Origin of the sequence: Stappia sp. (genome assembly GCF_040110915.1) — a bacterium.
Classification (GTDB): domain Bacteria; phylum Pseudomonadota; class Alphaproteobacteria; order Rhizobiales; family Stappiaceae; genus Stappia.
This window is the reverse complement of record NZ_CP157793.1, coordinates 3537487-3549792: the sequence shown is the minus strand read 5'-3', so window position 1 is coordinate 3549792 and position 12306 is coordinate 3537487. Positions and strand designations below refer to the sequence as shown.

General features: G+C 68.4%; 11 protein-coding genes. 5 read left to right on the top strand and 6 right to left on the bottom strand.

Going from position 1 to position 12306, the window contains the following annotated elements; translation table 11 throughout:
- Positions 1–13 precede the first annotated feature (13 nt).
- Positions 14–1390: a trehalose-6-phosphate synthase gene (locus ABL312_RS15800; protein WP_349358360.1), complete on the top strand. Its 1377-nt coding sequence runs from the start codon at positions 14–16 to the stop codon at positions 1388–1390.
- A gap of 136 nt (positions 1391–1526) precedes the next feature.
- Here ABL312_RS15800 and hppD read toward each other — a convergent pair whose 3' ends face one another.
- Positions 1527–2639 (bottom strand): 4-hydroxyphenylpyruvate dioxygenase, encoded by a 1113-nt coding sequence (gene hppD / locus ABL312_RS15795; RefSeq protein WP_349358359.1) that lies wholly within the window; start codon positions 2637–2639, stop codon positions 1527–1529.
- A 168-nt stretch (positions 2640–2807) separates the two neighbouring features.
- On the opposite strand from hppD, the gene ABL312_RS15790 reads away from it, so the two are divergent.
- The 4 genes from ABL312_RS15790 to ABL312_RS15775 all read left to right on the top strand — a co-directional run bounded on the left by ABL312_RS15790 (position 2808) and on the right by ABL312_RS15775 (position 7243).
- On the top strand, positions 2808–3281 hold the full coding sequence (locus ABL312_RS15790) for an Lrp/AsnC family transcriptional regulator (protein WP_349358358.1): 474 nt from the start codon (positions 2808–2810) through the stop codon (positions 3279–3281).
- A 137-nt stretch (positions 3282–3418) separates the two neighbouring features.
- Positions 3419–4189, top strand: a complete 771-nt coding sequence (locus tag ABL312_RS15785; RefSeq protein ID WP_349358357.1) for a tellurite resistance TerB family protein — start codon at positions 3419–3421, stop codon at positions 4187–4189.
- Positions 4190–4507: 318 nt separating this feature from the next.
- Positions 4508–6106, top strand: a complete 1599-nt coding sequence (locus ABL312_RS15780; RefSeq protein WP_349361433.1) for a GMC family oxidoreductase N-terminal domain-containing protein — start codon at positions 4508–4510, stop codon at positions 6104–6106.
- A gap of 126 nt (positions 6107–6232) precedes the next feature.
- Positions 6233–7243 carry a DctP family TRAP transporter solute-binding subunit gene (locus ABL312_RS15775; RefSeq protein ID WP_349358356.1) on the top strand — a complete coding sequence of 337 codons (1011 nt, stop codon included), beginning with the start codon at positions 6233–6235 and terminating at the stop codon, positions 7241–7243.
- A 23-nt stretch (positions 7244–7266) separates the two neighbouring features.
- On the opposite strand, the gene ABL312_RS15770 is transcribed toward ABL312_RS15775, so the two are convergent.
- From ABL312_RS15770 to ABL312_RS15750, 5 genes are all read right to left on the bottom strand, one after another.
- A complete protein-coding gene (locus ABL312_RS15770; protein ID WP_349358355.1) occupies positions 7267–7941 on the bottom strand; it encodes a TetR/AcrR family transcriptional regulator in 675 nt (224 codons plus the stop codon).
- 52 nt (positions 7942–7993) lie between these two features.
- A complete protein-coding gene (gene denD, locus ABL312_RS15765) occupies positions 7994–8998 on the bottom strand; it encodes a D-erythronate dehydrogenase (protein WP_349361432.1) in 1005 nt (334 codons plus the stop codon).
- A 64-nt stretch (positions 8999–9062) separates the two neighbouring features.
- Entirely contained in the window at positions 9063–9905 is an 843-nt protein-coding gene (locus ABL312_RS15760) for an isocitrate lyase/phosphoenolpyruvate mutase family protein (protein ID WP_349358354.1), read from the bottom strand.
- A 137-nt stretch (positions 9906–10042) separates the two neighbouring features.
- Positions 10043–10324 carry an SCP2 sterol-binding domain-containing protein gene (locus ABL312_RS15755; protein ID WP_349358353.1) on the bottom strand — a complete coding sequence of 94 codons (282 nt, stop codon included), beginning with the start codon at positions 10322–10324 and terminating at the stop codon, positions 10043–10045.
- A gap of 112 nt (positions 10325–10436) precedes the next feature.
- Entirely contained in the window at positions 10437–12236 is a 1800-nt protein-coding gene (locus tag ABL312_RS15750; protein ID WP_349358352.1) for an IlvD/Edd family dehydratase, read from the bottom strand.
- Positions 12237–12306: the final 70 nt, after the last annotated feature.

The following is a 12306-nucleotide window of genomic DNA, read 5'->3' as shown; positions in this document are numbered from 1 at the left end:
CTGGAGGAAGCTCATGTCGCGTCTGATCGTCGTGTCCAACCGTGTCGGCCCCCTGAAGGACACCGGGCGTGCCGGCGGGCTGGCGGTCGCGCTCGTCGACACGCTGACCGCGACCGGGGGCATCTGGTTCGGCTGGAGCGGCGAGGTCTCGGAGGAGGGGACCTTCGGCAACCTCAAGCGCGAGGGCAACCGCAAGGTCTCCCTCGTCACCCTCGACATGACGCAGGCCGATCACGACGAATTCTACGTCGGGTTTGCCAATGAGTCGCTCTGGCCGGTGCTGCACTACCGGCTCGATCTGGCCGCCTTCGACCGGCGCCTGGAGGAGGGCTATCGCCGGGTGAACGCGCGCTTCGCCGCCCGCCTGCGGCCGTTGATCGAGCCCGGCGACACCATCTGGGTGCACGACTATCACTTCTTTCCCTTCGGCGCGGAACTGCGGGCGATGGAGGTCAACAACCCCATCGGCTTCTTCCTGCACATCCCCTTTCCGCCGCCGGAGGTGCTCGCGGCGCTGCCGAGCGCGGCGACGATGGTGCGGCGCATGCTCGCCTATGACGTGATCGGCTTCCAGACGACGCGTGACGCCGCCAATTTCCGCCGCTTCGTCACCGAGGAACTGGACCTCGTGGAAGGCGCGGACGAGAGCTTTCTGGTGGACGGGCGCAAGGTGGTGGCCCGGGCGTTTCCCATCGGCATCGACGCGGCCGGCTTTGCGCGGCAGGCGACCACGGTGGAGGCGCGGCGTCAGACCCACCGGCTGGAAAAGCTGCTCGCCGGCCGTCAGCAGATCATCGGCGTCGACCGGATCGACTACTCCAAGGGGCTGCCGCAGCGCTTCCGCGCCTTCGAGCGGTTGCTGGAGGACTACCCGGAAAACCGGGGGCATGTGAGCCTGATGCAGGTCGCGCCGCCCTCGAGGTCCGAACTCGACGCCTATGCGGACATCCGCAGCGAACTGGAGGAACTGGCCGGCAACATCAACGGGCGCTTCGCGGATCTCGACTGGACGCCGATCCGCTACATGACGCGCGGGTTCACGCGCCGCTCGCTTGCCGGCATCTATCGCGCCAGCCGGATCGCGCTGGTGACGCCGCTGCGCGACGGGATGAACCTCGTCGCCAAGGAATTCGTCGCGGCACAGCGGGCGGAGGACCCCGGCGTCGTCGTGCTGTCGCGTTTCGCGGGGGCTGCGGAGACCATGCGCGAGGCGTTGATCGTCAATCCCTATTCGGCCGAGGGGGTCGCGGCGAGCCTGCAGACCGCGCTCAACATGCCGCTCGACGAACGCCGCGACCGCTGGCAGGCGATGTTCGACCGCATTTGCGAGAACGACGCGGCCGCCTGGTCGCGGGCGTTTCTGGACACGCTGGCCGCCGCGCGGCGGTAGCCTCGCAGACAGCACAGCCGCCGGGCGGTCGGCGAGGCCTTCGACGCGGACAGGAAAACGGGTGCGAAGCGTGGGCTCCGCACCCGGTCTGTCGATCAATAGGGCCCGCCGGCGATGGTCCGGCCGGAGACGGACATCACTCGGCCGCGTCGACCTTCAGCACGCCGCGCTGGATCTGGTCTTCCTCGATGGATTCGAAGAGCGCGCGGAAGTTGCCTTCGCCGAATCCCTCGTCGCCCTTGCGCTGGATGAACTCGAAGAAGATCGGCCCGATCACCGTCCTGGAGAAGATCTGCAGCAGGATCTTGGTCGTGCCGCCGTCGACCACCCCCTCGCCGTCGATCAGAATGCCGTGGGTCTTCATCCGCTCCAGCGGCTCGTCGTGACCCTTCACCCGCTCGTGCGAACGCGCGTAATAGGTCTCCGGCGGACCCGGCATGAACTTCAGGCCGTTGTCGGCCAGCCGGTCGGTGGCGTCGTAGATCCCGTCGGTACCGACCGCGATGTGCTGGATGCCCTCGCCGTTGTACTTCTTCAGGTATTCGACGATCTGGCTGGTGTCGTCCTTGGACTCGTTCAGCGGGATGCGGATCTTGCCGCAGGGCGAGGTGATCGCCCGGCTGACGAGGCCGGTGATGCGCCCGTCGATGTCGAAATAGTGGATCTGCCTGAAGTTGAAGAGCGTGCGGTAGAAGTCCCACCACTTGTCCATGTTGCCGCGATAGACGTTGTGGGTCAGGTGATCGAGATAGTAGAAGCCCACGCCCTCGGGCTTTGGATCGACCGCGCCGAGCCACTCGAAGTCGGCCGCATAGGCCGAGCCCTTGTCGCCATAGGTGTCGACGAAATAGAGCAGCGAGCCGCCGATCCCGACGATGGCCGGCACGTCCAGCACCTTGTCGTCGCCCTCGTACGGCGTCGCGCCCTGCGCCACCGCATGGGCGAAGGCATGCTCGGCATCGACCACGCGCCAGGCCATGGAGGGCGCGCAAGGCCCGTGGTCGTCGACGAAGCGCATGCCGTGGCTGCCGGGCTCGGCGTTCAGGATGTAGGTGATGTCGCCCTGGCGATAGACGGTGATCGCCTTTGTCTTGTGCCGCGCGACCGGCACGTAGCCCATCTTGCGAAAGAGCGTGTCGAGCTTCTCCGGCTCGGGATGGGCGAACTCGACGAATTCGAAGCCGTCGGTCCCGGCCGGGTTGTCGGCGTCGATCCTCGCCGGCGGGGCATTGTGCGGAAACGGTCCCATGATGTCCTCCTCGACTGCGCGAGCCGGCGACGCGGCTGCGTCATGTTTCTGCGTCACCTTGTCTCAGTTCGAGTGTGCCAGAGCCGGCACGCACTGTGTGTGCATTCGCGAGGAAACGTGCCTGAAAAATGCATGAAACGTGCGTCGATTGCCGCTATGATGCGCGACATGATCGAGCTCGATGGATTCGATACACGTCTTCTCGTGAGCCTGCAGGAGGACGCCGCGCTGACCAATCAGCAGCTCGGCGAGCGCATCGGCCTGTCCGCCTCGCAGGTGTCGCGGCGCCGGCAGCGTCTGGAGGAGGCCGGCATCGTGCGCGGCTATCGCGCCGACATCGCGCCGGCGGCGGTCGGGCTGACGGTGACCGCCTTCGTCGGCGTGGCGCTCGAGGCGCACAGCCGGCAGAACGCGCGCCGCTTTCGCGATCTGGTGCGCGCCCTTGCCCAGGTGCAGGAGGCGCATGCGATGACCGGGGACATGGATTACCTGCTCAAGGTGATCGTGCCCGATCTGCCGGCGCTCGCCCGCTTCATCAACGAGGAACTGCTGCCGCATGACGCGGTGCGCAACGTGCGCTCCTCCATCGCCATGGAGACGCTGAAGGACGACAACACGCTGCCGCTGCCCGTCCCGTCCTGATGTCCGCCGGGCATCCGGCCGGGGTTCGGATGGGGCAAGGCGTGCGGATCCGGTCGACGGACGCTTGCGCGCGTGCGCCTGCCGTCCCATCTGAGACCTGATATGGTCAGGCGCGAGCCATCAGCAGGAGCCGGAGAATGTTCGACGCGAAATCCCTTCTGGAACAGTTCATGGGAAGCCAGGGCGGCGCTCCCGGTCAGCCGGCGGGCCAGAATGCGGGCCAGAATCCTGGTCAGGGGGCGGGCCGGGGCCAATCGGGCGACCTGCTCTCGCAGGGGCGCGACTTCCTGACCTCGCAGGGCGGCGGGCTGGCGCTCGGCGGTCTCGCGGGCCTGATGCTCGGTTCCAAGGGCGGACGCAAGATCGGCAAGACGGCTGTGAAATACGGCGGCATGGCGCTGGTCGCCGGGCTCGCCTACAAGGCCTATCAGGGCTATCGCGCCAACCAGCAGGGCCAGCAGCGGCCGCAGTATCCGCAGGAAGATCCGATCCCGCTCGAGGCGCCGCGCGGCACGGCCTTCGATCCGGCGCAGCAGCCGGGCGGCGAGCAGACTTTCGCCGTGGCGTTGCTGACCGCGATGATCGCCGCCGCCAAGGCGGACGGGCACATCGACCGGGACGAACAGGACCGCATCTTCGCCAAGATCGACGAGGCGGGCCTCGATGCGGAGGCCAAGGCGTTCCTGATGGACGAGTTGCGCGCGCCGCTCGACCTCGACAAGGTGGTGGCCAGCGCGACCTGCCCGGAAACGGCGACCGAGATCTACGCCGTGTCGCGGCTCGCCATCGATCCCGACCATCCGGCCGAAAAGGCGTATCTCCAGATGCTGGCCGCAAGGCTCGGCCTGGAACCGGCGCTGGTCGATGAGATCGAACTGGCCGTGCGTGAAGCGGAGATGGCTGGCTGAGGCTGGCGGCCGCGCGGCGTTTCCGCATTTCCAGACATCCGGAGAGGGCTTGAAGACCGCGCGAGATCGCTGTTTCCCGAGCCTTGCCCCCTGTCTTGTACAACTCTTGCCCATCTCTTGCCATGGCAGGCGGGTCGGGTCATCGTGCCGGTCGCGTCCCCGTCGCTTCGATGGCGACGGGGTGAATGACAGGTTTCAATAAGCGTCATCTGAAAGGCGCGGCGAGGCGGGGGAGCGTCGATGGGGGAAACATCCGGGAAGAATCCGGGGTCTTCGGGGGAACTGGGGGGGGATCCGGGGGAGGATCTGAGGGAGGATCTGGGGTCCTGGGATTACGTGATCGTCGGCGCCGGATCGGCCGGCTGCGTGCTGGCCAATCGCCTGTCCGCCGATCCGGACGTGCGGGTGCTGCTGCTGGAGGCCGGCGGCACCGACGATTACATCTGGATCCACGTTCCGGTCGGCTATCTCTACTGCATGGGCAACCCCAGAACCGACTGGGGTTACAAGACCGCGCCCGATCCGGGCTTGAACGGGCGGGCGCTGGCCTATCCGCGCGGACGGGTGCTTGGCGGCTGTTCCGCGATCAACGGCATGATCTACATGCGCGGCCAGGCGCGCGACTATGACGGCTGGCGCCAGATGGGCTGCACGGGCTGGGGCTGGGACGATGTGCTCCCGCTGTTCCGGCGCGCCGAGGATCATTATGCGCTCGACGACGACATGCACGGCCAGGGCGGGGAATGCCGGGTCGAGGAGCAGCGCCTGTCCTGGGAAATCCTGGACGCGGTGCGCGAGGCCTGCGCTTCCGTTGGCATCCCCAAGGTCGACGACTTCAACCGGGGCGACAATTTCGGCTCGTCCTATTTTCAGGTCACGCAGCGCGGCGGCGTGCGCTGGACGGCGGCCAAGGGCTTCCTCAAGCCGGTGATGCGCCGGCCCAATCTCAGGGTCGTCACCAAGGCGCAGGTCGCGCGCCTCGAAATCGCGGAAGGGCGTGTCCGCGGACTTGAGCTCACCGTCGACGGCGCGCCGGCGCGCGTCTCGGTCGAGGGCGAGGTGGTTCTGGCGGCCGGCGCGATCGGCTCGCCGCAGCTTCTGGAACTTTCGGGCATCGGCGATCCGGCCGTTCTGGGGCGTCATGGCATTGCGCCGGTTCTGGCAAAGCCGGGCGTCGGCGCGAACTTGCAGGACCATCTGCAGATCCGCACCGTGTTCAAGGTCGCCAACGCGGTGACGCTCAATCAGCTTGCGTCGAGCCTCTGGGGCAAGGCGAAGATCGCCGCCGAATATGCCTTCAGGCGCTCCGGGCCGATGTCGATGGCGCCGAGCCAGCTCGGCGTCTTCGCCCGCTCCGATCCCTCCTTCGAGACCGCCAACATCGAGTATCACGTGCAGCCGCTGTCGCTCGACCGCTTCGGCGAACCGCTGCATCCCTTTCCCGCGATCACGGCCAGCGTCTGCAATCTGCGCCCCGAAAGCCGGGGCCATGTGCATATTCGCTCGGCCGACGCGGGCGAGCATCCCGAGATCCGGCCGAATTATCTCGCAACCGAGGCCGACCGCAAGGTCGCGGCCGACAGCATCCGCCTCACCCGGCGGATCATGCAGGCCGACCCGCTCGCGCGCTATTCCCCGGTCGAGCATCTGCCGGGTTCGGCGGCGCAGACCGACGAGGCGCTGGCCCGGGCGGCCGGCGACATCGGAACGACGATCTTCCATCCCGTGGGCACCTGCCGCATGGGCGCCGACCCCGACGCGGTGGTCGATCCGCGCCTGCGGGTGCGGGGGATCGCGGGGCTGCGCGTCGCCGATGCCTCCGTGATGCCGGCGATCACATCGGGAAACACGGCCGCGCCGACGATGATGATCGCGGAGAAGGCGGCCGAGATGATCCGCGCCGACCGGCGGACCTGAGGGACGGCCCCCCGCCCGACGTTAATCGACGGTCAACCGGCGCTGCCTAGCCTGCGGCGTTCGAGTGGCGCGCGGGCGAGGCGGACGCCGGCCGGCCGCGCGCGCAGATCGATCTTGAGAGGGCTCATGAGGACATTCGCGACCTGGCTTTTCCTGTTGGCGCTTGTCGCGGTGCTTCGACCGGCCCCGGCGCAGGCCGAGGTCTGTCAGGACGGGGAACTGGTCATCCGCTTCGCCCATGTGGTCGCGGCCAGGGGGCATCCCAAGGGGGAGATGGCGACCGCCCTGGCGGCGCGCGTCAACGCCGAGATGGACGGAAAGGCCTGCATGCGGGTCTATCCGAACTCGGAGCTTTTCGACGACAATGCGGTGATGGAGGCGCTGTTGATGGGCGAGGTGCAGATCGCCGCGCCGTCGCTGTCGAAGTTCGAGGCCTATACCCTGAAGTATCGTCTGTTCGACCTGCCGTTCCTGTTCGAGGACATGGCCGCGGTCAACGCCTTCGCATACGGCTCGAAGGGGCGGGAACTGCTGCGGGCGATGGAGGATGTCGGCTTCGTGGGGCTCGGCTATCTCTTCAACGGGCTGAAACAGTTTTCCGCCACGACCCCGCTGCTCGTTCCGCAAGACGCGCAAGGGCTGGCGTTCCGCGTTCAGCCCTCGGCCGTCGCCGTCGCCATGATCGAGGCGCTGGGCGGGACCGCGCGGCGGCTGCCGTTCAAGGATGTGTTCGCCGCGCTCGAACGCGGCGTGGTCGACGGGCAGGAAAACACCTGGTCCAACATCTACACGCAGCGCTTCTTCCAGGTGCAGAATGGCGTGAGCGAGACCAACCACCAGCTCCTGGCCTATCTCGCGCTGACGTCCAAGGAATGGCTGGACGGGCTCGAACCGGCGGTGCGCATTCAGTTCCTGTCGATCTTCAGCGAGGTGCTGGACAGCTTCAACGCGCGGGCCGAGGCGATCAACGCCCGAAGCCGGCAGAAGATCATCGAGGCCGGCGGCACCGTGCGCCAGCTCACGCCGGAAGAGCGCCGGGCCTGGGTCGAGGCGATGAAGCCCGTATGGGACCAGTTTCGCGATCGCATCGGGCAGGACATGATCGACGCCGCGCTGGCGGCCAATGGCGCCGGCTGAGCGAATCGGCGATCCGCGCGCGCTCAGCGGCGGATGCCGTCCAGGATCAGCACGACCAGATCCTCCGCCTCCTCACCCGAGACCGATGCGGCGTCGCCCGCCGGTTCGCCTGATCCATCGGCTGCGGTCGCGAGCGCCTGGTGAACCAACTTCGGGTGGCGCAGCGAGAGCGTGGCGTTGTCGATGGCGCGCGCGGCCGCCGTCACATTGGCAATCGCGAAGGCCTCGCGCGCGATCCCGTCGCGCAGGATGGCCTCCAGGATCGCCCGGCAGCGCGTCGCATGGGCCGTCATGGCACCGGCGGCGCGCTCCGACAGGGCGGCGTAGGCGGCGAAGTCCGCCGGATCGGCCCGCGCGCGGCGGCGCATCTCGTCCTGCAAGGTCAGCACATAGGCGGCGAGACGGTCGACCGGAGCCGGCATGGCCTCCACCGTGGCGGCGAGCGTGTCCTCGATCTCCCGCAGCCAGGCCGTCATCACCGCGTCGAGCAGCGCCGCCTTGTTGGGGAAGAATCGATAGACGTTGGAATGGGACATGCCCAGCCGGCGGGCAATCGCGGTGACGGCCACGTGATCGGCGCCGGCGTCGCGCATCAGCGCGCGGGCGGCCTCCAGAATGCGCTCGGCCGTCGACGGTGTGGCGCCGGGCCCGGTCGCGCCGTCATCGTCGGTGGAGCCACTGTGTGCTGTGTCCCTCATGCCGTCGATTGTGGCCGGGGACACCGTTGCCGATCAATGCCAAAAGCGCGGATCAGCCCGAGCGTCCCGATGCCGGCGGCACGCTCGCCCCGATGCCGGCGTCGACCATATAGGCGCGCACCAGCGTCTCGAAGTCGGGATCGGGGCGAAAGCCGAGCGCCTCGGCCCGGGCGGCCGTGAAGCGGCGCGGCCAGCCGGCGACGATCCTCGCGATCGCCGCGTCGTGTTCGCGGCGGATCAACTCCGTGCGCGTCGGGCCGGCGATGCGCGCGAGCGTCTCGATTTCCTCGGCCACTGTCACGGCGAGGCCGGGCATGGTGAGGTTGCGGTCGTCGCCGAGCGCGGCCGTGTCGAGGCTTGCCGCATGCATGAGATAGCCGACGGCCGCGCGCGGGCTCGCCATCCAGTGCATCACGTCGTCGGCGACCGGCAGGACCGCTTCCTCGCCGTTCAGCGGTTCGCGGATGATGCCGGAGAAGAAGCCGGAGGCGGCGCGGTTCGGTTTGCCGGGGCGCACCACGAGCGTGGGCAGGCGCAGGCCCACGCCGTCGAGGAAGCCGCGCCGCGTGTAGTCGTTGAGCAGCAGTTCGCCGATCGCCTTCTGCGTGCCGTAGGAGGTCAGCGGCGTGCGGTGGTGGGTGTCGGGGATCGGGTCGGGCAGCGGCGCGCCGAAGACGGCGAGCGAGGAGGCGAAGACCACGCGCGGACGATAGCCGCCGCCAACGGCGCGGATCGCCTCGAACAGCGCCCGCGTGCCATCGAGATTGACGCGGTAGCCCTTTTCGAAGTCCGTCTCCGCCTCGCCGGAGACGACGGCGGCGAGATGGAAGATCACATCGGGCTCATGCGCCACCAGGTCCTCGGCGGCGCCGGGACGGGCGAAGTCGCCGGCCAGGCTGGTCACCGGCATGGCGGTGAACTCGGGCGGTTGCGGCGCGACCAGATCCGACAGGGTCATGCGGGTCACCTCCCGCCCGGCGAGCGTCCCGCCGCTGGCGAGCACCTCGAGCAGCTTGCGCCCGATCATTCCCCCCGCACCCGTGACGAGCACATGCACCATGGCGGCTTCCCCCTTCGCCTTCGATCGTTCGGGACATACGGACGACAGGGGAGCGCCGGCGTCAAGAGCCGGGCTGGCGCGGGGGTGCGAGCAGATCGTCGAAAGCGGTCAGACGCTCGATCCGTCCGCCAGTCGAGAAGCGTCCGGTCCGCTTCAGCCTGTGCGCGACATCGTGGAAGGTGCCAAAGGCGGCCCGCGCCAGTCCGGAGCCGACCGACATGCGTCGCACGCCGAGAGCGGCGAGATCCGCGCGCGTGAGAGGAAATTCTCCGGCGCCGGTGACGACATTCACCGGCCGGCCGACCTCGGCGACGACGCGGGCAATATGCGCACGGTCCCTCAGGTGGAGCGCGTAGACCACGTCGGCGCCGGCGTCCCGATAGGCCGCCAGACGCCGGATCGTCGCGTCGAGATCGCGCCGCGAGCGGATCGGCGCTTCCGCACGGGCGGTGAGGACGAAGTCCGGCGCCGCGCGCTTGGCGGCGACGGCGGCCTCGATCCGCGCGACCGCGTGGTCGAGGGCGTAATAGGGGGCCGACGGATCCCCGCTCGCATCCTCGATGGAGCATCCCGCAAGTCCGCAGTCGAGCGCAGCCCGGACCGTCTCCGCAACGTCCTCCGGGTCGTGGCCGTATCCGTTCTCCAGATCCGCGTTCACCGGGAGGTCCGTGGCGCGGACGATCTCGGCCGCATGGGCAAGCGCGCTGTCGCGGCCGATCCGGCCCTCGCCGTCGCGCACCCCTTGCGTGAAGGCAAATCCGGCGCTTGTGGTGGCGATGGCCGAAAAGCCCAGTCCCTCAAGAATGCGGGCCGTGCCGATATCGTGGGCGTTGGGGAGGATGAAGCAGTCGTGAAGGTTGTGCAGCGCGCGAAACCGCGCGCGGCGGCTGTCGATCTCGGTCATGTGGCGCTCCCTGAGCGAGGAAAAGGATCCCGGAACGGCGAGAGGATAGATCCCCTGCGCCATGCCGGAAGCGCCAGTTCGATGGAAAAGTACCGATCCGCGGATCGGCGCCATGCGGCGTGTCGGGAGCGTCGGCGTCAGACGATGCTGCCAAGCTTCATGGCGACGCCCATGGCGCCGTCCACCTTGATCTTGCCGGTCATGAAGGCCGTGGTCGGATTGAGATCGCCGGCCAGAAGCGCCTCGAGGTTCTTCGAACTGATCGAGATGGTGCAATCCGCCTCGCGGTCCTCGTTGCTCACCTCGGCGCCGTCCACGTAGATCACGCCGTCGTCGCCGAGATCGAATTTCACGGTGTCGGAAATGCCGCCGCCGGCCACCTTGCCGCGCACCGTTTCGGTCAGTTGGTCGAGTGTCATTGTGCTCTCTTCTTGCTGCCCCTGCGGGCTGGTCCCTCTGTGCCCGGACGTGCCCGGACCGGGGCAAGAGAGCATGACGCTTACGTAATCGTCAACCGGAAAGCGGGCGCGCTCAGTGATTGTCGCGCGGCGGGCCGCCGGAGCGCACCACGTCGCGATAACGGGTCGCGGGCTTGAGCACCATGCCGGCGTCGAACTGGTCGACGAGGCCGCGCTGGATCTCCTGCCAGGGTGTTTGATGCGGCGGGACGGGGAAACCGCCGCCGGCCTCCAGGGCGGCGCGGCGCTCGGCCAGCTCCGCGTCGGAGATCAGGATGTCCGCCGTGCCCCGGCGCAGATCGATGCGCAGGCGGTCGCCGGTCTTCACCAGCGCGAGCCCGCCGCCGACGGCCGCCTCGGGTGCCGCGTTGAGGATCGAGGGCGAGCCGGAGGTGCCCGACTGGCGACCGTCGCCAAGGCAGGGCAGCGAGGCGATGCCGCGCTTCAGAAGCGTTGCCGGCGGCTGCATGTTGACCACCTCCGCGCCGCCCGGATAGCCGACCGGTCCGGCCCCGCGAATGACCAGCAGGCAGCTCCCGTCGATCTCCAGCGCCGGGTCCTCGATGCGGGCGTGATAGTCCTCGGGTCCCTCGAAGACGATGGCGCGGCCCTCGAAGGCGTCCGGGTCGTCCGGGTTCGAGAGATAGCGGTCGCGGAAATCGGCCGAGATCACACTGGTCTTCATGATCGCGCTGTCGAAGAGATTGCCCTTGAGGTGCAGGAAGCCGGCCTTGTCCACCAGCGGATCGGCGACGGGGCGAATGACGCGCGGGTCGAGGGTTTCGACGTCCTTGCAGTTCTGCCGGAGCGTTTGTCCGTTCACCGTGACCGCATCGGGATGCGGCAGACGGCCGGCCTTCATCAGTTCCGCGATCACCGCCGGCACGCCGCCGGCGCGGTGGTAGTCCTCGCCCAGATAGTCCCCCGCCGGCTGCATGTTCACCAGCAGCGGCACGTCGTGGCCAAGACGTTGCCAGTCGTCGTTGTCGAGCGGCACGCCGAGATGGGCGGCGATGGCATTCAGATGGATCGGCGCGTTGGTCGACCCGCCGATGGCCGAGGTGACGACGATGGCGTTCTCGAAGGCCGCGCGGGTCAGGATGTCGGAGGGGCGCAGGTCCTCCCAGACCATGTCGACGATCCGCCGGCCGGTCTCATAGGCGATCTGCCCACGCTCGCGATAGGGGGCGGGAATGGCGGCCGCGCCGGGCAACTGCATGCCGAGCGCCTCGGCCAGCGAGTTCATCGTCGTCGCCGTGCCCATGGTGTTGCAATAACCGACGGACGGGGCGGAGGAGGCCACAAGTTCCATGAAACCGGCATAGTCGATCTCGCCGGCGGCCAGCCACTCGCGGGCCTTCCACACGATGGTGCCGGAGCCGGTGCGCGCGCCGCGATGCCAGCCGTTGAGCATTGGTCCGACCGAGAGCGCGATGGCCGGGATGTTGGCGGTCGCCGCCGCCATCAGACAGGCCGGCGTGGTCTTGTCGCAGCCCACGGTGAGCACGACCCCGTCGAGCGGATAGCCGTGCAGCACCTCCACGAGACCCAGATAGGCGAGGTTGCGGTCGAGCGCGGCGGTCGGACGGCGGCCGGTTTCCTGAATCGGGTGGACCGGAAACTCCAGACAGACCCCGCCGGCCGCCTCGATGCCGGAGCGCACGCGCCGGGCCAGCTCCAGATGATGCCGGTTGCAGGGCGAGAGATCCGAGCCCGTCTGCGCGATGCCGATGATCGGCTTGCCCGACTGCAGTTCCTCTCGGGTGAGGCCGTAGTTGAGATAGCGCTCCAGATAGAGCGCCGTCATGCCCGGGTTGTCCGGATTGTCGAACCACAGGCGGGAGCGCAGGGACTTGGGGTCGAGGCGGGCCATCGCGTGCTCCAGTGTGTGTCCGACCGGGACGTGTCGGCCAAAGATCTGTCGGACAGGGATCTGTCCTGAG